Below are 25,352 nucleotides of genomic sequence, written 5' to 3'. Positions count from 1 at the left end.
GGCCATGGCTTTGGAAGAATTCTTACACGCGCTGCGCGCGCAGGCCGATGAACACGGTGCCCTGACGCTGGATGCGGATCTGATGGGCAAGGACGAGGCGGCCCGGATCAGCACACAATTTGCCCTCAAGGACGGCGCGCCGCTCTCGATCACCGGCGTCACGCCGGACCACATTCCCGACCCGGACGGCAATGGGCTGATCCATGTTCAGGGCGGCCAAGCGGCGCTGATGGGGCTTGATCCCATGGACGTCACTGCGATCTTTTCCATGCCGGAAGAAGCACCACAGGTGACGCTGCTTTGTCCCATGGCCAAGGATTGGGGGTTCAAGGACAGCTTCAAGGGGCTGACCTTCTTCCCTTTTACCGAGCTCGCCCCGAGCCACGCGCAGTTCATCTACGCCAGCGCCGCCAAAGACGCGCAGCCCTGGCCGGGCGATCCCGGACACAGCGTGCCGCTTGTTCCCGGTGTGAACCTGCTGACCGATACGACAATTTCCAAGCTGGACCTTGTGAGCAAACTGATTGGCGAAGATGTCTCGCCGCAGTTCCGCCTCTACGGCCCGTTTGGCGCGGCGGACAAGCAGGCGCTGCCTGTCGGCACGCTGCGCGCGCCCCTGACGGACAAGGGACTGACGCTTGGCACGACGCCGTTCAAGCTTGAGCTCGGCCCGCCCGCCGTTGGCGTGCGGATTGATGCCTCCACCGCCAAGAACCCCGGTCAGGACGTCAGCTTTGTTGTGTTTGCCGAGTTTCAGAAGACATTGGAGGTTTCTGTCGCGATCCCCCAGGCAGGCAATCGCGTTACCTTCTCCACCCATCCTTTGCCGCATCACGATGGCATCGACAGCCTGATTGCCGCCCTGCCCGGTTGTGAAAACTTCCGCGATGTGGTGCCCGGCGAAGTCACCAGCGCCTTTGCCAAGATCGGTCTACGCAGCTTTTCGGCGGTTTACGACGTGGACGCCAGCAAGCTGACCTACCTGCGGCTGGCCATCGGCGCAACGGAGCCCTGGCCGATCATCGACAACGTGCTGACCCTGACGGACATGGGGCTGGTCTACGACATCGTGAACCCCGGCGCAAAAAGCGTGCAAAGCGCCAACATCACGGCCAGCGCCGCGTTCCTGCCGGACGTGTTCAAGGGCGATTTCGAATTTGCCCTCGGCGTGAGCAAAACCGCCGGTAAGAAATGGCAGCTTGAGACCATAAGCGGCGCGTTCTACGGCCATGTCTCCTTGGGCGATCTCATTCAGAAGCTGGTGGGCAGCGGCGTTTCCGTGCCCAAGGAACTGAACGACATCACCTTCTCCGATTTCGGCGTGGCGGTGGAGAACACCGGGACCGAGGAAAAGGCGGTTTACCAATACACGATCTTCGGCAGCTGCGGCTTTTCCTTCCCGATGCTGGGGACCGAGCTGACCTCGTTGATCAGCGTGGTCGTCACCAAAGAAGGCACAAGCCATACGATTGCGCTTTCGGGGGTGATCGTCATTGGCGAGGCAAACTTCTTCTTTGAACTGGATATCGCCAAGGACAAGGACACCTCGGACGTCCAGCTCAAGGCGGGCTGGACCATGGAGGACCTGCTCCCCGGTCCCGATGGCGAAGCGGCAGAGCCGCATCCCCTGGGTTTCGGCGATATAGCCAAGGCGTTCGGCTTTGAACCGCCCGCCATCCCCAAGGAGCTGGACCTGGGCCTCAAACAGGCCGGGATCGCCTATGACTTCACCAACAAGACGCTGATGCTCGAGGCGCAATCGGTCAACTACGGCAGCGCCGCCTTTGTCGCCGATCGCTCGAGCGGCACCTCGACCTATGTCTTTGCCTTTGAGCTGGGCAAAGATCTCAGTCTTGGTGATCTTCCCCTTGTCGGGCCGGCGCTTGGCGATATTGGCGGGGTCAAGAACCTGCGGGTTCTGTTCACCTCGCAGCCTGTTTCCGCCAAGAAACTCAAAGGTTACAATGGCCTGTTGCCCAAAGGGTTCCCGCCGATCAGCGCGCCGGGTTCAGGGGCCACAGGCGAGGAGGCCAAGAAGACCGAAGGCGACAAACCCGCCCTGCCCAAAGGCTTCAACGTCTCTGCCGATATCTACCTCGGCGGGCTTCCCCTGCCCATCGGTGCGGGCGGCGACAGCGCGCCGGTCTCGGAGGCGCCGCCCCCGGCCAAACCCAAACCGCCCACGCCCCCCAGCGGCAATGCCACATGGATCAACATCAACAAATCGATTGGCCCGGTGGGGATCGAGCGCATTGGCGTGCGCTACGAGGACGGGCGTGCATGGCTGCTGATCGACGGCAGTTTCACTCTCGCCATGCTGGAGATGAGCCTCATGGGGCTGTCGCTGGGCTTCAAACTCGATGATCCCTCGGACATCTCCGTGCACCTCGACGGCATGTCGCTGGAGTTCCAATCCGGCCCGCTGACCATTGCGGGCGGTTTCCTCCATATGGGCGACGACTACCTCGGCATGGCCATGGTCAAGGCGGCGGGCTTTGGTCTGACGGCCATCGGGGGCCTCGCGCCGAAAGACAAGTCCTTCTTCATCTTTGCCCGGCTCAATGCGCCTCTGGGTGGCCCGCCCTATTTCTTCATCACCGGTCTTGCGGGCGGCTTTGGTATCAACCGCAGCCTGATCCTGCCCAAGATCGACGATCTTCCGAATTTTGCGCTGATGCCGCAGAACAACCAGTTCCCGACCAAGCTCGATCCCAAAGACCCCGGCGGCTCGCTCGCCTCGGTGCTGGCCCAGACGGCGGAGTACATTCACCCGGAGCCGGGCGCGAACTGGATCGCGGCGGGGATCGATGTGACCTCCTTCGAGATGGTCGATGCCTCCGTGGTGGTCACCGTCGCCTTTGGCGTGGACTTTGAAGTGGCGCTTTTGGGCATCTGCCGCGTCACCGTACCCAAAGGCGCGCCGGACCCGGTGCTTTACATGGAAATCGCGCTTGAGGCGCGCTTCTCGCCGGCGCAGCACCTCATCGCCATCGACGGCCGCCTGACGCCCGCCTCCTACCTGTTTGAAGGCATCGTGCGCATCTCCGGCGGCTTTGCCTTCTACATCTGGTACGGCGGCGATCATGCGGGCGAGTTCGTGGTTTCCGTTGGCGGCTACCACCCGCAATTCAAGAAACCCGATTATTACCCGGTCGTCCCGCGCCTTACGATCATCTATCAGGTCGGGCCGCTGATGATCAAAGGGCAGACCTATTTTGCCCTTCTGCCGCATATGCTTATGGCCGGTCTGGAGATTGACGCGGTGTGGAAATCCGGTCCGATCAAGGCCTGGTTCTCCGCCGGGGTCGACTTCCTGCTCGGCTGGCGGCCTTTCCATTACGAGGCCTCGGCCTTCATCCACATCGGCGCGTCCTTCACGCTCGATCTGCTGTTTACCTCCGTCGACATCACCATCCACGTTGGCGTGGATCTTGATATCTGGGGACCGAAGTTCGGCGGCAAGGCGACGGTCGATCTCGATATCATTTCCTTCACCATCCACTTCGGCGCGGACAAGACAATCGACCATGTGGATTGGCTGCAGTTCCGCCAGTCCTTCCTGCCGGGCGGAGAAGCCACGGGCGGCAAGGCGGCAGGGGCCACCCCGGTTGGCGCGCCCACTGCCAGTGGCGATGCGGTGCTCTGCACGGCGGCTGTGCCGGACGGGATGCTCAAGGACCTGAAAGCCAGCGATGGCGATGCGCCCTCCGAAGCCTTCTTTGACTGGTTGGTGGACCCGAACCATTTTGTCATCGCCTCAACCACGGTGATCCCGTCGAAGTCCCTGCAGTTCAACGATTTCACGGCCACATCACCGCTGAAAGACGCCAGCAGCTTCACCCCGGTGAAAGGCGCCCCCGCGGATCTGCCGAAGCCTTCGGTGCGCTATGATGCCACCAAGAATCCGAATGGCGTGGCGTGGAACAGTGATTTTGGCGTCCTGCCGATGGGGCTGGCCTCGGATGGTTTTGAAACCGGGCTGACGCTTTCGCTGATGAAGCTGCAGGAAGGCGCGGATTACACCGATCCCACGCAATACGTGGACGCGGTTGATGACGTGGCCATTGGCGCAACAGTGACCTCGGCGCAGGCGGCCATGTGGGCCGGGGTCGATCCGGGCATGAACGGAGCGCGGCTCGTCAAGGACGCGCTGACCACCGTCGAGATCTCGCCGATGATCCAGCACCCGCAGATCACGCTCAAGGCCGATCTCTGGGCGATGATGTTCAACATGGCGAACAGCATCACATGGCAGTTCGACGCGCCGCAGATCGCCAAGAGCGACAATTTCAACCCGGTATTGAGCGACGGCGGCACGACGCTGACCTTCAACGTGGATGGCGCGCCCGCACCCGCCAACCACAACTTCATCCTCTCTGCGCTCAATGATGCCAAGGCGGCCCAGGCGCGGGGTGAAATGGCGGACGCGCTGGGAGACCTTGGCCTCGATCTGGGCGCGAAGGACATCAACACAGATCACATGGCGGCCTATCCGCTCTGGGATTGGCCCATGATCCGCCTGCTGGGCGAAGAGATCGCGGCGTAAGGGGGCGGCCATGAGTGCAGACGTCATCAAGACCAAAAATCAGGCTCCAGTTCAGGGCACGGTCAATTTCATTCAGCACAATCTGCCGGGGCTGACGCCCGGGGCCTATCAGGTCACCGCCCGGCAGAAGGTGTCCACGCAAGACGACGATTTTGGCAACACCTACCATTTCGCCGTCACCGGCCAGCGGTTTTCGCTCAATCCCGAAGACCTGCATGTCACCTACCCGCCCGATCAGGGGGAAGGCGAGTACAACGGCACCCTGCCCCATGTGGTGCTGACCAAGCAGACCTTGCCGTGGCAGCGCTATCCCACCACGGAAATCCCGCCGCGCAGCTACCCTGATCAGATGCATGACCGCGATGTGCCGACATGGCTTGGCGTGCTGCTGTTTGATGCCGAGGATGAGAAAGCCTTTGAGGGGTTCCGCGCGCAGGCCACCGCCGGCGCGGTGCGCGATCTGTTCATCGCGCGCTCTGGCAGCGATCCGAAACAGGGGTACTCGCAGTTCTTCCGCGCAGGCGATCTTGGCCCCGATGCACCGGTGGATCAGCTCTCGCATCATCTCGAATACGGCGAGGCCCCGGACGATCCCTGCCGCTATATCGACGTGCCCATGGCCCTGTTTCAACGCATGGCCCCTTCTGTCAATGATCTCAAGATGATGGCGCATCTGCGCAATGTCGAGATCACCAAGAAAGCCACGCAGAACGGCGTGCCCGCCGGGCGCAATGACCTGTCCAAAATCCCCGGCACGTCTGATTTTGCGCTTGTGATGGGCAGCCGCATTCCCGAAGCCGGGCGGCGCACTTTTGCGCATCTTGTGTCCCTGGAAGGGCTGGAGCCATTCCTGCCCGCCGACCCTGGCGACAGCGACGATCCCTCGGACATCACCATCCCGACCAAGGTCACGGATTCAACCGGCGATTTCGACATCGCCGCAGGTGGGTTCATGCGGCTGATTTCGTTGCACAGCTGGAGTTTCACCTCCACCGGCGACAGCAGCCAGTTTGAAAATCTTGTGATGGGTCTTGCCCCGAAAAACCCGGCAGAGGGCGACACGAGCGCAAATTACGCCATCGGCTTGCCCTGCCCCGCCCCCGCCGCCAGCGACAGCCCCGCCACTAGGCAAGCGAAAAACGCTCTGTCGATGGGCTACACGGCGGTCAAGCACCACACCCGCGCGGGTGATCAGACCGTGTCGTGGTATCGCGGGCCGCTGGTGCCCTACACGGTGGAGACGGACACGCTGCCGTTGAACGGCTTCCCATCGGCGGATGCCGCCAATCGCTACAATCCCGACAACGGCATGTTTGACGTCAGCTATGGCGGCGCGTGGCAATTGGGGCGGCTTCTGGCGCTGCAGGACAAGGATTTTGCCGTCACGCTCTACAACTGGCGGCGCGATGCGCTCCGGGCGAATATCAACGAGCTGGAGACCATCATCGCGGGGCAAGCGCTCACCGATGTGACGCGCGAGTTGCAGGATGACGACCTGCTTGTGCCGCTCCTGCGCACCTTCCTGCCCGAAGCTGCCGTCTCAGGTCAGGGGATTGCCCTGAACGCCGTGGCCGTGCCCGAACCGCAGCAGGAAACCACACCCTCGCTGACGCAGAACCGCATGGAGCGCAGCCGCGCGGTGCGGCGCAAGCTGACCAGCAGCCCGCAGCCGCAGGTCGCCGCCTTGGCACAACTGCAATCGGTGGAAGACGCGCTTTTTGTGCCGATCAAACTGTTTGACTGGGCCGCGCGGCTGCGCCTGCTCGAAGGGGTGCCGTTTTCCTATATCGTGCCCGACGAGAAAATGCTTCCCCCTGAATCCATTCGGTTTTTCTATCTCGACAACAACTGGACCGACACGCTGTTCGACGGCGCGCTCAGCATCGGGCGCAATGCGTCAAAATCCGAACTGCCCAGCCTTGAGCAGGCGCAGGACGACCGCCTGCGCCCGGCGCTCTCAACCAAAGCCCACCGTCACGCGGCCAAACTGCGCAGCAAGGCGCTTGGCATGCCGGAGCCCGAGGCGCCGCAGCCGGTGCGGCAGGTTTCCGGCCTTCTCCTGCGCTCCAGCGTGGTCAAGGGCTGGCCCGGGCTGGAGGTGAACGGCTACGCCGATGACGGCAGCCTGATGGATATCGTCCGTTTCGAGCGGCTCTCGCCCACGGTGCTGATGTGCCTGTTTGAGCCCTCCAGGAACGCCAGCACCCTGCGGCTGCATCAGGTGGACATTCACGAACCGGCGGAAGGGCTGCATTTCGGCCTGTCCGGCAAAGGCAATTCCGTCAACGTGCGCTACAACTTCAAGGACGGCGATATTGACCCCGGCCAGCAGACCACCGATCCGCAGGTCGATCAGGCCGCGCCGTTCCGCAACGCCGAGCGTCAGCGCGTGATCCGCATGTACCGCCTGTCCCGGCAACTACGCGATACGGCGAAATACGGAAAATATATCAAGAACATATACGAAGAGCGCGATCACCTACCCTCGTCGGAATTTGCGCTTCAGATGATCCGGGGCGTAGGTCTCGTGTCCTTCAAACTTGGCCAGAAGGGATAAGCCGATGACCCTGATCGTTCCCATCAATGTCGCGGCCCTGCGTGTTTCTGTGGCGGATGCCAGCGGTGTCACGGTCAAGCCAGAGTATTTCTCCGGCCCAACCACCTCATTTCACGCCCTGCCTTGGCGCGACAAGAACTGGACCAACTTTCCGCCGAACATGCAGGCGAACGTTAGCCACTACATCAACGATCCTCTGACCGGGAATGTCACGCGCGGGCTTCAGGCCGGGGTGCATTTGCACTGGGCGTTGCCCGATGGGCTGTCGCGCGGGGTACAGCAAGAGAGCGGACAGTTGGATTTCCCCGCCGTACCAGACCGTTGGCTGGTCACGCGGATACTGGTGATGAACGGCCAAACCGAGGTGATGGTCAAACAATGGGTGATCGAAAGCGATCACCTTCTGGCCGAGTACATCGGCACCTCGGGCAAGGACAACGCCTATGCCAAGTACAATCAGGCCACCGGGCGGCAGTGTATTTCCGCGCCCGTGGGCTGGGAGCGCGATCCCAGCGCCGATCAATCCGGCGGGCCGCTTTACTATCCCCCGTGGCGGCGCGTGGGACGGGTGTTCGAACTCGGCGACTGGTCGCCGCAAGCACCGGATCCGAAGGCCGCTTTGGATGAAATCCGCAACCTGACCGCCTGGAATCCGGCGACAACCCGCGCGGTGCCCCCCGGCAACACGATGCAGCCGTTGAAAGCCGTCGGCGCAAGCGGCCCGGCCTTTTCCGCCTATTACCCCGATGCCAGCAGCGCCTTTGGCCTGCATGACGCTTTTGCCGATCTGAGCGGCACCGTCGATCTGACCAAAAGCGTCTTTACCGTGTCATACCATGTGGTTGGCTGGTGCAGCCGTGCGCGGCTCGACCCGATGCAAAGCGCCGCCCTGTCCGCCGCCGTGGCCGAGGCCAAGGACAAACAGGCCGCATTGCCGGAGAAAGACCGGTCCACCCCCGATGAATTGATGGCCAATGCCGTGGCCCAAACCTACGGCTGGGCAGTGAACCCCAAGGCGGCAACCCCCTCCCGCAGCGTGTTCAGCGGTCAGCTTGCGGGCCTGCCATGGAACATCGGACAGGCCTCCAAGACGCCGGGGTTCGAAGGGTGCTACTTGCCGCCCCTGCCCGGCGATCCCTCCATTCGCGTGGCCGTCGGCAATTCCACCTCCGGGGCGCTGGCCGCGCTCATCGCCCGCGACTGGAAAGAGAAAAGCGGCGCATGGACACCCGAAGGCCCGGCCAAGGACATTGATCCGGCCATTGAAAACAACCTCGAATTCCTGCTCGACCTTCTGCAAAGCGGGCTTTTGCACAAAATGGGCGAGCACAGCCTGCCCGAACTGGAAGAAGCCCTGCACGCCCAAGGGTTTGACGCCCATCAGGGCGGCACGCTCTGGGTGGTGCGCAAGAAGCAGACCGACGCCGAGAAATCCGATCCGAACCGGTTTGAGCCACCCGAAGAAACCCTGCCGCCAGAGGCCAGCGAACTGGCGGAAACCCTGAACGCACTGAACGCGGCGCAGCTGCGGCTCGACAATCTGCTGAACGTGATCGCCAGCACACAGGGCCAGGTTTTCCTCGATTGGTACAAGTACATCACCACCGTCTATGACGCGGATTTGCCTGACAAAAACACCCTGCAACAAGGACTGAAGGATCTGCTCTCCGAAGAGATTCTGGATATCTGGGCCAAGCTTGAGGCCGCCTTTGGTCTCAAGGCCGCAGGCGCGCCGGAAACCGGGAACTTGCCGCAGTTTTTTGCCACACCGCAGGATTACATAGCGCTGAACGGCGACACCTATGAGACCGCCGCGCCGCCCGAAAGCCTCGCCGGGCAGATCGTGCATCAGGCCAACGCCCTGCTCGATCAGCTGGAAAATGGCGATTATGCCGACTTCGAGCTGCAACCGAGCGACGATGCCCGCTTCTTTGCTCCCAGCGAGCCGGTGATCGTCGCCTCTGGTGACAGTCTCAAACCGGCGCGGCGCAATGGCAGTTTCAAGCAGCTGCCCTGCCGCGAGACCAAGGACATCGTCAGCACCCTGTCCCTTCCGATTGTCTCCGGCCCGACGATGCTGTCTGCGGCGGATCTGATTGACCGGTTCAAGCTGGCCATCCCGGACCTCTCCGCCAACACCTCGCCCGAGGGCAAGGACACCGCACCGCTGATGAACACGGTCCTGCCGTTGATTGCAGAGGCCTGCCTGCTCGATGCCTCGCTCGCCCTGCCCATTGGCACCTATATCAGCGGCGGAGAAGAGGCGATGGAGATCGTCGAAGCCCTCAGCACTGCAACGCACGCGCTTTATGGCGAGATGCAGAAAGCCTGGGAGACGCGCGACAAGAACGGCCTTGTCCCGCCCGCCCCGCCGGTGCTGGTGAACCCGAGTTTCCCAATCTCCGGCTCCGTCATCACCGGCGGCGACAAGCCGGGATCGGAGAGCGTGGCCTGGGACGGCACCATCCCGCAAAATCTTGCCGTAACCCGCCAGTCGGGCGGCAACTGGGAGGAGCCGTTCCTGCCTCTTTACCTCAATTGGACCGCAGAAGTGACACCGGTTGGCAAGGGCGTGGGCAAGACCGCGCCGGACTACGCCAAGGGCTACATCACCGATCAGTTCGGCCTTGATGACAACCATATCGAGTTGCAGCCCAGCGGCACGCCGCCGGTCATGGAAACCGGCGCAACGGAGATCAAAGGCTCGATCCCGCTGTCCTCCCGCGCCGCCGCGCCGCTGCTCGATCAGATCCGCGCCTTTGTGGAGGCGGACCCGGACGGGACCAAGAATCTGGCCCAGATCGTCAAGACGCTCGACGAAAAGCCCTTGCTCAGCCAGGGTTTGAGCGGGCTGAACGATGCGCTTCTGACCCGTGATCGCGGGTTGCAACTGCGCCCCTACGATCCGTTTTTCGACACGGAATCCGTGGCAACGAAGCTCGGCGCAAAGGGTGACAGCTTCCACTACGAGAATGTCATCACCCATTTTGTCGGTGCCACCGTGGGTGATCAGATCGCATCCGTGCCACGCGGCGAAGCGGTAGGGTTCGAGCCGCTGCGCGCGGGCACGCTGAACATCATGCATATGGAAGTGGTCGACGTCTTTGGCCGCAAGCGCACGGTGATTGATGGCTCGCTTGCCTCCGACCGCAAGAAGCTGACCGCCAGCTGGATGCTCAGCCCGCCGAAGGGCGGCGAGCTGGGGGACAATCCTTTCGCCTACCTGCCGCCGCGCGTGACGCAACCGTCGCGCCTGCGCTTTCGCTGGATGTCGGCCAGTGATGACCGGGTGGAGCTGAACGCCCATCCTGCCACCTCGCCGGTCTGCGGCTGGATCATCCCCAATCATCTGGACAACGCGCTGGCGCTTTACGAGGCGTCCGGCAAGCCGCTTGGCTCGCTTGGCGTCTTTGGCGGGCAGACCAAGGTCATCTGGCAGTCCCCCGCTGGCCATGCGCCGCGCGACATGGACCAGGATCTCGCCGGGGCGAACCCGCATCTGCGCAAGCTGGCCACCTTCATCAACGGCAAGGACAAGCCATTCTTCACCGCCCTGATGGCCGGGATCGACAACGCGCACACCTATATCATGCCGTCCGACAAGAAGGCCGCTCAGGCGCAGGCGGTGCTCATGGGGCGGCCGCTGGCGGTGGTGCGGGCGAGCCTGCGACTGGAAACGCAGGGCATCCCCGACAGTGACACCAGCACAGAGGCGCTCAAGGCCTTCCTGAAGACAAGCGAAGGCAAACCCTATGACTGGACCGGGCGCGACACCGCCGGGGTCATGGGGGTGGATTTCCCGGTGCGGCTGGGGGATCGGGCCAATCTCGAAGACGGGCTGATTGGCTATCTCATGGACAGCCCAGCGCCATTTGAGACACTGTTCATGCCAGCGGTTCCGGGTGGCCAATCGGCGATCGTCAGGCCAAAGGCCGACACGATCACGCTCAACCTGCGCGCCAATCTCGACCCGCCCGCCAAGCCGGACGCGGACGCCAAGGCCCAGATCGCCCGCCTGCGCAATACGGACGTGCAAAGCGCCCAGACCTTGATGACCGTCCTGATGGATCCGCGCGCGCAAGTGCACGCCTCCATGGGCATCCTGCCGGTCAAAGGCATTGGTCTACCGCCGGAAGTCTACGCCAGCGCGCTGCGGGCGCTTGAGGTGAGTTTCTTCACACACCCGATCCTGCGCAGCACCCAACGGCTCGATCTGCCGGTGCCGGATGAAGCGGGTTTCGAATGGAAATGGACCAAAGGCGTTCTGCAAAACGGCACCGAAGAGCCGCAGACCGAGGCGCTTGAGACACTCACCATCGCGGATCGTGCGCATTTCTCCTACAGCCCGCAAACCGCCGAAGATGGCTGGCTGACTCTCTCCCCCGCGCCCGAGACCAAGAAACCGGACACCCCCGAGGAGGCCACGCCATGACGATCAGCGTCACATTCCTCAATGACAAGACCGGCAAACCCGATGTCTACATCGGCAAACCCGAGCTCGACGCCTATACGCTGACCATCACCAGCGACAGCAGCACGGCGGTCTCCGTGCCCTCTGTGCGTATTCAGTTCCCTACGTCGATCTTCCCCATTGGCAGCACGGCGAAGTTTTCGGTTACCTCCTCGGGCTGGAAATCCCCGCAGGCGGGCGGGCCTTACCTGACGCTGACGCCGGATGCCCCCCTGAGCCTGTCGCAAGGTGCGCCGATCACGATTCTGCTCAGCGGCATCACCTCAAGCGTCAGCGCCGTGACCTCTGGTCAGATCACGGTCCATGCCGCCAGCGAAGCGCCCAGCGCCAAGGTTTTCCTTTTGCACTACCCCGAAGGGGCCAAGGATCTGAGCCAATACATGAGCGCGGCTCTGCTGCCGGTGGCAAAGGTCTACCGCACCCCATCGGGGCAAAAGGCCATTCAGAACATCCTGTCGCTCAACCTCAAGAACAAGACCCCCGGCAAGCCGCTTGTGACCGAAGGCTGGACCAAGGGCACGCCCACCGTGCTGTTGTCCTTTGTCTATGGCGCAGAGGCCGGGGCGCTCACCACCGACGGGCCAACCACCAGCGATCCGCATTCGGCGTGGTCGATTGATGTCTCCGTCGATCAGGTCTTTCGGGACGGAAAGCTGGTCCATGCCTGGACCGCAAAGAACCCGGATCCCGGCGGCGCGGGTAGCACGCCCGAATGGACCTTGCAGCCGACGCCGGAGAACCCGCAGGTTCTCGGCGATGGCACCGGGGCCAATGTGCTGTTCAAGATCGCGGATCTTTCCACTGCCGTGCCCGCCGCCCCGACACAGGCCTACCTGCAATACAGCGGCTTTCCCGGCTATGACGATGGCTACATCACCGTCGATCTCTGGGTGGCAGAGCCGCAGCCCTCGATCATCTTCTTTGACGGCAGCCCATCGCGGGTGGAGACGCTCGGCCAGCCGGTCAAGCTGAACTGGCAGACTTTCAGCGTCGACCGGGTTGATCTGGTCTATGACGCCTATACCGGGATCACGCAGGGCCAGCCGACGTTCAAGAAAACGGTGCTCTCCACCACCACCGGAGATATCGACACCTCCGGCAGCTATTCCGTCGATGTGAGCACCACCACACGGTTTACCCTCAATGCCTACCGCACAGTCTCTGACGCGCAGCCCGCCTTCACCCAAAGCTGGACGGCGGATGTGCCCGATGTGGCGCTGACCTTTGATGCCAAATACGATGCTCCCGTGGCGGGCTCCCCGGTGGCGTTGAACTGGACCACGCAAAATGCGCTCTATTGCGAGATCACCAACAGCTTGAACGAACAGCCTTACGTGCTGGACCCCAAGGACTTCGCCAAGGGAAGCCACACGGTCTATCCCCGGGGGGCTGCGAAATACACGCTCATCGCCAAGGGGCAATACGGCACCGCCGGGCAACTGACCAAATCCATTGACCTGATGTTCCTGCCGCAGGGGTTCTACCGGCAGGATGCCCCCGTGGTGAAGGCCACCGGCGCGCCGGTTCTGATGAAGCAGGACAAGGGCGCGTTCTGGCTCGCCTCCGGCACGGACAACAACGCGCTTCTCTCCAGCCCCAACGGCATGGACTGGACCCAGGTCGGCGTGGCCGCCTTCCCCCAGCGCGATCACGCGGGCGGCGCGGCGCATGCGACGGCGATGTTTGTCATGGGCGGCACGGACAATGGCGGCACCGCCATGAACGATGTCTGGGCCAGCGACAACGGGCAGGATTGGCACAACATGAGCCATTCCGCCGAATGGAGCCCGCGCGCGCGATTTGGCTGTGTCTCCTTTGGCGGCAAGCTTTGGGTGATCGGCGGTTATGACATCAACTACCAGCCTCTGAATGAGATCTGGAGCTCGGATGACGGCACGCATTGGACGCAGGAAGGCATCGCGCAATGGTCTCCGCGGTCTGATTTTGCCCTGACGGTCTGCAACGGGGCGCTCTGGCTCTTTGGCGGGCATACCGCAGCGGACGAGGCCGCCGGTGATCTGTGGACCTCCTCGGATGGCAAGACTTGGCAGGAGGTCTCTACCGGGGGTTTCGGATCCAATGCCAGCATCTTCGGGCGCAAGAACGGCATCCTCGCCAGCCCCGACGGCCACACGCTTCTGCTCTTTGGCGGCACCGATGCAAACGGCAACGCGCTGCGCGACATTCATGCCTATGCGGACGGGCACTGGCGCTCCCCCATCGGGGCGAGCGGCTGGGACGTGGTGCGGCCCGGCGTGACCGTGGCCAATGGCACGGTCTGGATGGTGGGCGGCGTCAGCGCGCGGGGCCTCCCGCTCAGCAGCGTCTGGACCTACCTGCCCTGACCCGGGCGACAAGCGAAAACAGGATATAACACAGGGAGATAACCATATGTCACAATTCTCAGGATTTCTGGTCCGGAACGCCATAGGCGATACCGGCAACATTCCCCGCAGCGGGACATGGACACAAAGCCCGGATATTATCCCGGCTGGCACCGTCGGGATCGACCCCAAGGAACTGGTGCAGAACTATGACAAGGTCTACAACAGCACGCTCGCACAAGGGCAGTCAAACTTCCTCTATGTGCGGGCCAAGAACCTGACAAAGAGCCAGCTGACCAAGAAGGCCTTTCTGTTTCAGGCGCCGCAGAGCCTCTTTCTGTTTCCGCATTCGTGGTACGCGCAGAGCAATCTCATACATTACACCAATCCCCTGCCCTCCGGTGATCAGGATCAGGTCTATCAGGAAATCACCGCTGCGCCCGGACAGGTGGTGGCGACCAATGCTTACCAGTGGAAGCCCACAAGCACCGAGCACCATTGCCTGATTGCGGTTGTGACCGAGGACTTCGACAGCCTGCAGGCCTCCTTCCCGCCCAATGTGACCAACTCCACCAGCGCCTTTGCCACCTGGATTTTCGAGAACGGCAACATCGGCTGGCATAACGTCAACATCGCGCCCATGACCTCTACGGTCATCGAAGGCTCCACCGAGGTCGGTCCGATGATCAGCGATGCCACCGTGACCTTCACCATGACGGCCGAAAACGTGCCTGTGGGGGCCGCCTGTACCTTCACCTCGACCACGGCGTCGGTCAGCGGAGAGTTCATCTCGCAGGGCTGGACCACCGTGCCGGTCAAGCCCGGCTACAAGGATCCCACGATCAACCCGACCTTCCAGATCGGCGCACGCGCCAACCTCAAGAAAGGGGACATCGCCCGCATCAGCTACCGCACCGATTTCAAAGGCAAGGCAGTACCGCCAGGCTTCAAACAGGCGGTCAGCGGCTCTGTTCCGGTGACCAACGCTGCGGCGCATTCCAACACGCTCATGTCCATGGGACTGGACCGCGAAGCGCTGTTCGAGGCGAGCGTCAGGAGCGCCTTTGCCGAAGATGCCCTCTTCCAGTGTCCCGACAGCGGCAAGCTGATCCAGGGTCGCGCGGGGCTCAACAACATGCTGGGCGATTTCGGCGGTGGCGGCGGACGGCAGCCGATCGACTTCATCTCGGTGATCGGCTCGGACACCACCCTGCCGATCCTGGCGTCCTGAACTTTTGAAGCGGAGTAAAACTCATGACACAACACACCGCACCCTGGCTGGTCCTGCGCCATTCCCTGGACGACGCGGACGCCTCGTCCTCGCCCGACATCATCCTTGGCGGCGACAAGCCTCAGCCCGGCTATTCGCATAACTATGATCACAACGTCTCGGCGGCAATTGCCTATGACAAGGACAACAACGTCTATGTCCGGGCCATGAATGCCTCCGAGGACTTTGCCTTTGGCAATGTCTCTGTCTACCTGTCGACCCTCGACAATCTGACCAGCCCGAGTTTCTGGCAACGTCTCCTGACCGAGGACAAACAAACCCAGCAGGCCATCGGCGCTGGCCCCGGAGAGGTCGGTGTGACACCCGCCCCCTTCATCTGGCCCGACGTGGAAAAAGCGCCCTGGTGCGTGATCGCCGTGATCTCCGACGGGTCGCACCCGGTGCCGGACATGCCGCATTGGCTCAATGGGCAGGACGGGTTTGACAAGTGGATTTCTTCGCAGACCACCATGGCCTACCACTTTTACAAGGCCCCGCCCAAACCGGTGCCATCGGAGACCTACGCCTGGACCGGGGTGATTGATCTGCAGAACAAGGATGAGCAGTTGGTGACCTTCACGATCACCAGCACGCAGTTCGCCAAGGATGCGCAGGTCTCCTTCATCCTTGACAGCAAGGATGTGAACTCCACGGTGATCTCCATGGGCAACCGAACCCTGTCCACCGGCGGCGTCTATTCGACCTCCGCCAAGGTCAGCCCCGGTTTCCAGTCCAAGGTGACGGTGACCTACCTGTCCTTGCCGGACACCGGGGGGCATCCGCTCAGCTTCAGCCTTTCGGCCACGGCGGAAGTGCCCGGACCGGGCGGGTTGAACCAGACCGTGGAACTGGCGAGCTTTGACGTGGGCATCAAGTCCACGTCGGGCTCCTGACGGACTATGGCGGCGGGGCCTGTCCCCGCCGCCGTTTACCGCGCGCATTGCCATGCCGGATCTGACCGCAGACACCTTCCCCGCCCTCGCCCGCGCCGTCGCCGCGGACTCTCCGCTGGCCGATGGCCCACCGGCGGTTCTGGAAATGACATCGCAGACCGTGCGCGCGGCGCTGGCCAAAGGCGCACCCCATCTTCCAAGCGCCTATCACAAGTACCTGCGCCAGCTGGACACGCATGTAGACAAGCTGACCACCAAACCCTTTGTCGGTCAGGGTCGGTCCCTGATCAGCTCCGTGGCGCAGCTGGACCCGGAAGGTCCTGTCGCTGGCGACGTGCGGCGCTTTCTGGCGGTCACCGGCGACGTCTTTCGAACGTTTCAAACCGCCCTGACCCGCGCCCACGACGATCTGGCGCTGATCGAGAAAACCCCGCCTTTGGTGGAGTTTCGCCCTTATGCACAGCTTGGCCCCTTCACGCTGACCGCCGACAGCGTCGGCATGCTCATCGCCAATCGCACCGCCGTGGTCAGCCTGCCCTCGGCTTACCGGCAACATCCGGTGCTCTGGGGCACGCTGGCGCATGAGACCGGCGGGCATGACGTGATCCACGCGGTCCCCGGCCTGATCGACGAGATGCAGACCAAGGGTTTCGCGGCGTTGAGCAAAACCCCGCTCTCCTCCGATCCGGCCAAGCGCGATGCAGGCCAGCGGCACGGGTTGCTCTGGTCCTACTGGATGAACGAGGCGGCCGCAGACGTCTTCGGCACGCTGTTCCTCGGGCCGTCTTATTGCCTTGGTTTCTGTACGCTCATGGCCGCCCTGCTCCCGGACATGCCGGGGCACGGCCTGTCGATCCCGGCACTGCGAACCAGCACGGTCTTTGACAAGACGCGTATGCTCGACACCCATCCGACAGACATCCTGCGCATCGGACTGGCGCAAGGCGCGCTGTCTGTCATGCCGGGACTGAGCGATGCAGCCAAGGCCCGGCATATCACCTTGCTGAATGAGATCGCAGCGGTTGCAGCGCAGGGGGTAACGGAGGTCCATATACGCGGATCGCTCTACACCGAACTCGACTTCAACCCGGTGCAGCAGAGCCTTGATGAAACCAACCCCTTGCAGGACATGATGGACATGGCGCGCAGCGTGGGTGCGTTCGTCGCCGCCACCCGCTTCGATGCGCTCGGCGGGCGGGCAATCGCCGAGCTTCTGTCCTGGACCGACCATCACGACACCGCCGCAGCACAGATCGCGGACCGCCTTGCCGCCGGGCATCCGCTGGCGGGGTTCGGACGGCCTGCGCTGCTGATTGCCGGGGCCACGCTTGCTGCCTTTCGCGAACCGCAAACCTATGGCAGTTTCAGCCAAGCCATTGAGTTGGCGCTTGATGCGGCCTTTGCCTCCGATCCGATCTGGGGCAGCGGCACGCATTGCCACAAGCATTGGTGAGGGTCCCATGACAACCGCAGCATCCCCCCCCGACTGGTTCAAGTCCATCCTGCTTGGCGGCCCGGCCACGGCGGGGCGCTGTTCCATCACGATAACCGCGCATTACATGCCGCCAGAGGCCGCCATTGCCGTGAGTTTCGCCGGCCCGGGCGCTCAGGGAACCGTGGATTTCGGCCCCGCCCTGCTTTCCGAAACGCATGACAGTTTCGGCTGGATCCTCGATCTGCCAGCACATTTCGAAACCGAACTGGAGGTCAGCCTGTGGCGCAACGGGCAGGATCTGGCCCCGGACGCGGATGTCACCGCAGCCATTTCCGTTCTGCAAGACCCTGAGTAAGCACAACAATACAAAAGGCAGGTATTCCTGTCTTGGACAGAGGCAGGTTTTGGCGCTACGCTGAATGAATTGTAGGCCAGCCACCGGAGAGGACGCCGCCATGAAACGATCCATTGCCCTTATTGCCTTGCTATCAACACTCGGCGGGACAGCCGCCATAGCCCAGGACACCAACGCCCATCTCAAAGCCCGCCAGGGCCAGTTCCGCATTCTTGCGCTGAACCTCGGCGTGCTGGGTGGCATGGCCAAGGGCGCTATCGAATATGACGCCGCTGTGGCCCAGGCCGCTGCCGATTCCGTGGCCGGGGTGGCCATGGTCCATCAGGCAACGCTCTTCCCCGAAGGCACCGATGCCATGAGCCTCGACGGCACCCGCGCCGATCCGGGGATCTGGGACAACTTCGATGACTTCAACGCGAAATGGGCGGCGCTTGGCGAGGCCGCTATGAAGGCCAAGGAAACCGTTGGCAGCGGCAAGGACGCCATCGGACCGGCCCTTGGCATGCTCGGCGGCACCTGCAAAGGCTGCCACGACACCTACCGTACGCCGGAGTAAGCGCCGTGAAACGCCTTCTGACCGGATTGGCCTTGCTCGCACTGGCGGGCGGCGGGATTGGCTGGCTGCTGACCGCGCCGGGCACCGTCGAGGCCTCCCGGCTGGACGGCGTGACCGGCGAGGCGGCGCGCGGCGAGGCGGTGTTTACCGCCGCAGGCTGCGCGTCCTGCCACCATGCGCCGGACTCCAAGGACAAGCAACTGCTGTCCGGTGGTCAGGCTTTTGCCAGCGATTTCGGGACGTTCTACGCCCCGAACATCTCCCCTTCGACAGAGGCCGGGATCGGCGGCTGGAGCTTGCAGGACTTTGCGAATGCCGTGCTCAAGGGCACCTCGCCCCGCGGCCAGCACTATTACCCGGCCTTCCCCTATGGCTCTTACTCCAAGATGGAGATCCAGGACGTTGCGGACCTCTGGGCCTACATGCAGACCTTGCCGCCGGATGCCACGCCGTCCAAGGCGCATGACGTGGGGTTTCCGTTCAACATCCGCCGCAGCCTCGGCGGCTGGAAACTGCTGTTCTTCTCGGATGACTACGTGATGGCCGCCTCCGACGCCGCGGGCGGCGAACGCGGGCGCTATCTTGTCGAAGCGCTGGCCCATTGCGGCGAATGCCACACGCCGCGCAACCCGCTGGGCGGGCTCGATACATCGCGCTGGCTGGCGGGCGCACCGAACCCCTCCGGGCAAGGTATGATCCCGGCGCTGACACCGGACAAGCTGACCTGGGGTGCCGAGGATGTAGCCTACTACCTCGCAAGCGGCTTCACACCGGATTTTGACAGCGTCGGCGGGCATATGGCTGCGGTGGTGGACAATTTCGCCAAGCTGCCAGCCGAGGACCGCGCCGCCGTGGCGGCCTATGTCAAAGCACTGCCTGCGCCGGACTGATACAGGGATTTCGCCCCGCTTCGCGGGCCGACCCGCGCGCCTTCGGCGCGCAGATGGGGCGCTGCCCCGCCGCAGCAGAGCTGCGACTCCCCGAGGTATTTTTGGCCCAAAGAAACCGAGGCCTCACAGGCCGGTGAGCGTGATCCAGATCGGGGCGTGATCGGAGTAATCGTTGATCCATTGATCGCGTTCGGCTTGGGTGGGCAGGGTTGTCCAGCCGCCGACGCGGACGTCAAAGCCGTTTTCGGGAAGAACCGACAGGCTGTGGTCGATGTAGACGTGATCGAGATCGCTGTCGTCCAGTGAACTTGTCGAGCCACCAGAAAAGGTGTGCGCGGCGCTTTTTCCGGGGCGGCGCATGTTCACGCGAGCGAGGCGCTTGTCGCAGCGGGCCAGTTCTTCGTCGGCGGAGATGTCCCCATCCGCATCGGTCAGGGTCAGCCCCATGGTGTTGAGATCTCCCATGGCGACGAAGGCGGCGCTGTCTTCGCCTTTGTCCTGCGCGTAGCCGTCGAGGGCCTTTTTCAAATCCACCAGTTTTTCGAACATGGAGGCCCGCAAGCCCCAGCCGCCCGGCTCCGGCAGGCTTTTGAAATGGCCAAACAGCAGCGTCAGGGTGCGCCCCGAGGGCGTTTGAACCGAGAGGGTCGGCGCGGGGCGCAGGTAGAGGTTGTTTTCCTTGAATTCGCCCTTCTGGGTGAAGAACAGCCGCAGCCGCTGCCGGAAACCCACGAGAATTTCCTGCGTTTGTTTGCCTTCGGTCAGCAGGAAGCTGTAGTCTGGCATCGCAGCCGCCACGTCATAGGGGCTGCGATCGCCTTCGACCTCGAGGATGGCAAAAATGTCCGGATCAATGGACTGAATTTGCGCCACCACGCGGGCGACGCGTTCAGATTTGGCACGCTCGCGGGCCTCTTCATCCCCGGACAGGCTACGCCAGGCGGCTTTTGGCCCTTTGAAATGTTCGACGTTCCAGGCAAGGATTTTCAGATCCATGTGGAACGCCCCTGCCCAACTCAGCTCTTGCGGCGGCGGATCAGTGCGAGCCCGCCCAGCCCCGCGAGAAGCAGCGGAAGGCCTGCAGGCAGCGGCACCTCGGCGGTGGCTTCGGCGGTGGAGAACGTAAACTCCGACAGGAAAGTCCACTGGAACCCGCGGTGCACCTCGACCATGAGCGTGCTCGTCGGCGCGAGAGACGAGATGTCCATGGTTACATCCCACGCACCGCTGAATGCTGTGCCGTTTCCAGTCAGCATGGGCGACGTCAGCCCGTTGACCGTGATGCTGTCTGCAAGGCCGACTCCGGCAATCCCCTTGCCGTCCTGAAGGTTCAGGACCAGTTCGCTGAACTGATAAACCGTGTCAAAGCTGAACAGGATTAAGGGGTTCACGTTGAGCCAGCCGACGTTCGGTCCCGGCGCGCCGAAGCCGTCTGTCGGCTGCCAATCGGTTGTGGCGCTGATGCCATCCGCCAACTGACCAAGCGTGCCGTTGTAGGTATCGTCCTCGTAGGCGGAGCCGGAGGAGTTCGGCGCGGCATAATACATGTAGCTTGTGGGCGAGACGACGGCGGCCTGTGCGGCGGCGGGGATCAGGAGGGTTGCGGCAAGCGCAAGACTGCGAAGCATAAGATAAGAACCTTTGATCGAAATTGTTGAAACTGTGCCTACCATCGATAGACACAGTTCGTTTTTCGGTCAACGGGTCAGGGTCAGGCGCGGCCCAGCTTTTCTTCGCGTGCGGCGCGCAGGCGCGCGAAGTCATCACCTGCGTGATAAGACGAGCGCGTCAGCGGCGTGGCCGACACCATCAGGAACCCCTTGCCAAAGGCGCTCTTTTCGTAAGAGGCGAACTCTTCGGGCGTCACGAAACGGTCCACGCGGTGGTGTTTCGGCGTCGGCTGCAGGTATTGGCCGATGGTCAGGAAGTCGATGTCGGCGGCGCGCATGTCGTCCATGACCTGCCGCACCGATTGCGCGTCCTCGCCAAGGCCAACCATGATGCCGGACTTGGTAAAGATCGATGGATCCTGCTCCTTCACCCGCTGCAACAGACGCAGGGAGTGGAAATAGCGCGCGCCGGGGCGCACTGTCGGGTAAAGGCCGGGCACCGTTTCAAGGTTGTGGTTGAACACGTCAGGGCGCGCCTCGACCACCACGCTCAGGGCGCTGTCGTCACACTTGAGAAAATCCGGTGTCAGGATCTCGATTGTCGTCTCTGGCGAACGGTGACGGATGGCGCGGATGGTCTGGGCAAAATGCTCCGCCCCGCCGTCTTCGAGATCGTCGCGGTCAACCGAGGTGATCACAACGTGGTTCAGCCCCAGTTTCTGGACCGCATCCGCAACACGGCCCGGCTCGAATACATCCAGCGTGTCGGGCTTGCCCGTGGCCACGTTGCAGAAGGTACAGCCGCGTGTGCAGATCTCGCCCATGATCATCATGGTGGCGTGTCCCTGATTCCAGCACTCGCCCGCATTGGGACAACCCGCCTCCTCGCAGACCGTCACGAGATTGTTTTCGCGCATGATCTTGCGGGTTTCATTGTACCCGTCGCCGCTCGGGGCTTTGACACGGATCCAGTCTGGCTTTTTCGGCTGGGCGTTGTCCGGACGATGGGCCTTTTCAGGATGGCGTTCGGACGGGATCTTGAGGTCGCGCACGGTATTTTCCCCGCGAAGATGTGACGTTGCGTCTTTTAATAAAGACTCGCAGGGGGTTTTACCAGTACCACACGGCCCGAAGGCTAAGTGACGCATCCCAATGTTACGACAGTACCCCCTGCACTTTCCAATCATGTCAGACGGTTAAACGCCCCCTTGCGCCATGGGAATGACCGCTATGCGACGCCCTGGGGGGCTTTGTGACCCGTGCCGAAGTCTATGCGCCAGAGCCGTGGAAGACCGCTTCCATATTGTTCCCGTCCGGGTCCAGAACAAAAGCCCCGTAATAGTCAGGGTGGTAATGCGGGCGCAGTCCGGGCCGCCCGTTGTCGATCCCGCCTGCGGCCAAAGCCGCTTCATGAAAGGCATCAACGCTGGCCCGGTCCGGGGCAGAAAACGCGACATGTAGTTTGCCGCGCGTCGCATCTTCTTCGGCGATCCAGAACCAGGGGCGTGTGTCGCCATAGCCTGTAACCTTGACGCCGCCTGTGTGCTCTTCCGGGACTGTAAAAAGCCGAGACACGCCCAAAGGCGCCAGGGCGGCATCGCAAAAGGCAACGGACCGCGCGAAATCCGTGACGCCGATGGTGATATGGTCAATCATGGCAGGCCCCGTGCTGTCTGGCAGTGCCTTCACCGTCACCGCGCGGGGCTGGCCTTGTCAACCGGCCCCCTGCTTGGGCGGTATCCTGCTCTGCCACCCGCTCAGGTCAGCGCAACGCCTTTGCGCCCAGCCAGATCGGTGAAGAACTGCCACGCCACGCGCCCCGAACGGGACCCGCGCGTGGCCTGCCATTCAATGGCCTCGGCGCGCAATTCATCAGCCCCGACCGACACGCCATAAGCGGCGCAATAACCTTCGATCATCGCAAGGTATTCGTCCTGCGAGCACGGGTGGAAGCCAAGCCAGAGGCCAAAACGGTCTGACAGGGACACCTTTTCCTCAACGGCTTCGGACGGGTTGATCGCCGTCGAGCGCTCGTTTTCGATCATGTCGCGCGGCATCAAGTGCCGGCGGTTGGAAGTCGCGTAGAGCACCACGTTGTCTGGCCGTCCCTCGACCCCGCCGTCCAGAACCGCCTTGAGGCTTTTGTAGTTCTGATCGTCGTGGCTGAACGACAGGTCATCGCAAAAGAGCACAAAGCGCTCTTTCGCCCCGCGCAGCAGGTTCAAGAGACGGCCCACCGACGCCAGATCTTCGCGCTGGATTTCCACCAGTTTCAGATCCAGCCCTTCGGCACAGATCGCCCCGTGCACCGCTTTGACCAAGGACGATTTGCCGGTCCCGCGCGAGCCCCAGAGCAGCGCGTTGTTGGCGGGCAGTCCCCTGGCGAACTGTCGCGTGTTGGCCAGCAGCGTATCGCGTGCACGCTCGATCCCGACCAGAAGCTCAAGCTCCACCCGATTAACATCAGGCACCGGGGTGAGCCGGTCCGGCTCCACATGCCATACAAAGGCGGTGGCGTCCGAAAAATCCGGCTTGCCCAAAGGCGGCGGGGAGACGCGCTCAAGCGCCTCCGCAATCCGGGTCAACGCGTCAGCAGAGGCATTTACAGTCACGTCTTCTTGTCCTCGACGTCCGTGTCGTCCTCTTCGAACTCCGCCATCAGCGGATCTTCTTCGTCTTCGTCCGCGTCGTCTTCGAACCACAGGCCCTGCTCGCGCAGCTCCTTTTCGCGTTTCTTCTCGACAAGGCGCACAAGGAAGATGGATATCTCATAGAGGCCATAGACAACCGTAAACAGGATGACCTGCGTGGTCACATCCGGCGGCGTCACCAATGCTGCCAGCACCAGAATACCGACCATGGCGTATTTACGCACGGTGCCAAGGCCCTCGGCGCTCACGAGGCCAGCCTTGCCCATCAGGGTCAGCAGCACGGGCAGCTGGAAGCACAGGCCAAAAGCCATGATGAATTTCAACGTGATATCAAGGCTCTCGTTCACCTTGCCGAAGAAGGTGATCTTGATGCCGTCACTGGTCTCCGGCACCACGGCCGCCCCTTCCGGCAGGGCCGCGCCCGTGGCGCTTCCAGCGGCATTCAGCAGGTTGGCAAAGATCGAAGAGATGTCTGCAAACCCAAGGAAAAAGGCCATGGCAAGCGGCGTCACCACGAAATGCGCAAAGCTCGCGCCCAGAAGGAACATGAAGGGCGAGGCGATGATGAAGGGCAGGAAAGCCCCCTTCTCCGACTTGTACAGCCCCGGCGCAATGAACCGCCACAGCTGGAAAGAGATCACCGGGAAGGCCAGCGCAAAGCCGAAGACCATCGAAATGCGGAACAGCGTGAACAGGTATTCCTGCGGACTTGTGTACTGCATCGTCGGCGACGGATCGCCCAACTCGCGCAGCGTGGCCTCGATCGGGCCAAGCAGGAATTGCAGGATCGGTTCGGCCACCACAAAGGCCAGAACCATGCCCACCAGAAACGCCAGCACGCAGCGAATAAGCCGCGTGCGCAATTCCGCCAGGTGCTCGATCAGCGGGGCGGAGCTGCCCTCCATCTCGTCATCGGCGCTGCTCATGCGGATCCCTTATCTGTATCTGTCGGCACGTCCGGCGGCGTGTCATGCGTCGGAGCGGTGGCCGCCCTTTCAAGCTCCTCCGCCTTCTTCATGGCTTCCTCGGCCTCGCGCTGCTTGCGTTCGGCGGCCATGCGCGCGGCGTTGGCCTCGATCTTGCGCTTGGCTTCCTGACGTTCCGCCGACAGCTTGCCGGTCTCGCTGGCGGGATCGAAATTCGTCATCGATTTCGCCGCGTCTTTCACGCCGTCCATGGCGCTGCCGACCGGGTTGGTCGCCGCCTTGACCGTCTTTTGCAAATCACTCACGCCCGCATCATCCGCCGCCTGATTCATGGCGGTGGAAAACTCGCGTGCCATACCACGGGCCTTGCCCATGAAACGGCCTGCGCTGCGGAACAGCTTGGGCAGGTCTTTCGGGCCAACCACGATCAACGCGACCGTCCCGATAACCAGCATTTCGCTCATGCCGAGATCGAACATGGGGCTTACGCCTTGTCTTTTTCATCCTCGGGGGTGACGTCCTTGGCCTCTTCGGCCTTGGCGTCTTCGATTTCCTGCTTGCCGTCATCCACGCCCTTCTTGAACGCGGTGATGCCTTTGCCGACCTCACCCATGAGGCTGGAAATCTTGCCACGGCCAAACAGCACGAGAACCACGACGGCGATCAGAAGAAGGCCGGGAAGGCCGATGTTGTTGAGCATGTCTCTACTCCTGTGGGGTCAACGGGCCCGGATCTGGCCCGCGAGAAAACTGATATTGCCTTCTATGCCGTCTTGGGAGGCGCGAAAAGCGACAAAACCGCCCGTCAGGCGGCAAGTTTTGTCACCTTCTTGTCAGTTGTCAGGATTTTGTCAGTATGTCGCAAAGAA

The 25,352-nt window shown here is 62.5% G+C and carries 18 protein-coding genes; 10 read left to right on the top strand and 8 right to left on the bottom strand.

Going from position 1 to position 25,352, the window contains the following annotated elements; genetic code table 11:
* Positions 1 to 4: 4 nt before the first annotated feature.
* The 10 genes from E4662_RS14910 (at position 5) to E4662_RS14865 (ending at position 19,297) form a co-directional block, all read left to right on the top strand.
* A complete protein-coding gene (locus E4662_RS14910) occupies positions 5 to 4,546 on the top strand; it encodes a DUF6603 domain-containing protein (RefSeq protein ID WP_136442385.1) in 4,542 nt (1,513 codons plus the stop codon).
* 10 nt (positions 4,547 to 4,556) lie between these two features.
* Entirely contained in the window at positions 4,557 to 7,103 is a 2,547-nt protein-coding gene (locus tag E4662_RS14905) for a hypothetical protein (protein WP_136442384.1), read from the top strand.
* Between the two features lie 4 nt (positions 7,104 to 7,107).
* Positions 7,108 to 11,535, top strand: a complete 4,428-nt coding sequence (locus tag E4662_RS14900; protein ID WP_136442383.1) for a hypothetical protein — start codon at positions 7,108 to 7,110, stop codon at positions 11,533 to 11,535.
* Positions 11,532 to 13,919, top strand: a complete 2,388-nt coding sequence (locus E4662_RS14895; RefSeq protein WP_136442382.1) for a Kelch repeat-containing protein — start codon at positions 11,532 to 11,534, stop codon at positions 13,917 to 13,919. The genes E4662_RS14900 and E4662_RS14895 overlap by 4 nt, the downstream gene beginning before the upstream one ends.
* Before the next feature lie 46 nt (positions 13,920 to 13,965).
* Positions 13,966 to 15,129, top strand: coding sequence for a hypothetical protein (locus tag E4662_RS14890; protein ID WP_136442381.1), 1,164 nt, complete (start codon positions 13,966 to 13,968; stop codon positions 15,127 to 15,129).
* Between the two features lie 23 nt (positions 15,130 to 15,152).
* Positions 15,153 to 16,061, top strand: coding sequence for a hypothetical protein (locus E4662_RS14885; protein WP_136442380.1), 909 nt, complete (start codon positions 15,153 to 15,155; stop codon positions 16,059 to 16,061).
* A 52-nt stretch (positions 16,062 to 16,113) separates the two neighbouring features.
* On the top strand, positions 16,114 to 17,514 hold the full coding sequence (locus E4662_RS14880; RefSeq protein WP_136442379.1) for a hypothetical protein: 1,401 nt from the start codon (positions 16,114 to 16,116) through the stop codon (positions 17,512 to 17,514).
* A 7-nt stretch (positions 17,515 to 17,521) separates the two neighbouring features.
* Positions 17,522 to 17,851, top strand: a complete 330-nt coding sequence (locus tag E4662_RS14875; RefSeq protein ID WP_136442378.1) for a hypothetical protein — start codon at positions 17,522 to 17,524, stop codon at positions 17,849 to 17,851.
* A gap of 100 nt (positions 17,852 to 17,951) precedes the next feature.
* On the top strand, positions 17,952 to 18,407 hold the full coding sequence (locus E4662_RS14870) for a c-type cytochrome (RefSeq protein ID WP_136442377.1): 456 nt from the start codon (positions 17,952 to 17,954) through the stop codon (positions 18,405 to 18,407).
* Between the two features lie 5 nt (positions 18,408 to 18,412).
* Positions 18,413 to 19,297 carry a c-type cytochrome gene (locus E4662_RS14865; protein ID WP_136442376.1) on the top strand — a complete coding sequence of 295 codons (885 nt, stop codon included), beginning with the start codon at positions 18,413 to 18,415 and terminating at the stop codon, positions 19,295 to 19,297.
* Between the two features lie 123 nt (positions 19,298 to 19,420).
* Here the strand turns inward: E4662_RS14865 and E4662_RS14860 are convergent, their stop codons facing one another.
* The 8 genes from E4662_RS14860 to E4662_RS14825 form a co-directional block, all read right to left on the bottom strand.
* Entirely contained in the window at positions 19,421 to 20,293 is an 873-nt protein-coding gene (locus E4662_RS14860) for an exonuclease/endonuclease/phosphatase family protein (protein WP_136442375.1), read from the bottom strand.
* 20 nt (positions 20,294 to 20,313) lie between these two features.
* Positions 20,314 to 20,925, bottom strand: coding sequence for a VPLPA-CTERM sorting domain-containing protein (locus E4662_RS14855; RefSeq protein WP_136442374.1), 612 nt, complete (start codon positions 20,923 to 20,925; stop codon positions 20,314 to 20,316).
* A gap of 83 nt (positions 20,926 to 21,008) precedes the next feature.
* Positions 21,009 to 21,959, bottom strand: a complete 951-nt coding sequence (gene lipA, locus E4662_RS14850) for a lipoyl synthase (protein ID WP_136442373.1) — start codon at positions 21,957 to 21,959, stop codon at positions 21,009 to 21,011.
* A gap of 217 nt (positions 21,960 to 22,176) precedes the next feature.
* Positions 22,177 to 22,563: a VOC family protein gene (locus tag E4662_RS14845; protein ID WP_136442372.1), complete on the bottom strand. Its 387-nt coding sequence runs from the start codon at positions 22,561 to 22,563 to the stop codon at positions 22,177 to 22,179.
* A 101-nt stretch (positions 22,564 to 22,664) separates the two neighbouring features.
* Positions 22,665 to 23,519 carry an ATP-binding protein gene (locus tag E4662_RS14840; RefSeq protein ID WP_136442371.1) on the bottom strand — a complete coding sequence of 285 codons (855 nt, stop codon included), beginning with the start codon at positions 23,517 to 23,519 and terminating at the stop codon, positions 22,665 to 22,667.
* Positions 23,516 to 24,484, bottom strand: a complete 969-nt coding sequence (gene tatC / locus E4662_RS14835; protein ID WP_136442370.1) for a twin-arginine translocase subunit TatC — start codon at positions 24,482 to 24,484, stop codon at positions 23,516 to 23,518. Before tatC ends, E4662_RS14840 begins: the two co-directional genes overlap by 4 nt.
* Positions 24,481 to 24,963 carry a Sec-independent protein translocase protein TatB gene (gene tatB / locus E4662_RS14830; protein ID WP_136442369.1) on the bottom strand — a complete coding sequence of 161 codons (483 nt, stop codon included), beginning with the start codon at positions 24,961 to 24,963 and terminating at the stop codon, positions 24,481 to 24,483. The genes tatC and tatB overlap by 4 nt, the downstream gene beginning before the upstream one ends.
* Positions 24,964 to 24,968: 5 nt before the next feature.
* Positions 24,969 to 25,184: a twin-arginine translocase TatA/TatE family subunit gene (locus tag E4662_RS14825; RefSeq protein ID WP_136442368.1), complete on the bottom strand. Its 216-nt coding sequence runs from the start codon at positions 25,182 to 25,184 to the stop codon at positions 24,969 to 24,971.
* Positions 25,185 to 25,352 lie beyond the last annotated feature (168 nt).

Source organism: Pacificoceanicola onchidii (genome assembly GCF_004804335.1).
GTDB lineage: Bacteria > Pseudomonadota > Alphaproteobacteria > Rhodobacterales > Rhodobacteraceae > Pacificoceanicola > Pacificoceanicola onchidii.
This window is presented reverse-complemented; position numbering and strand designations above follow the sequence as displayed.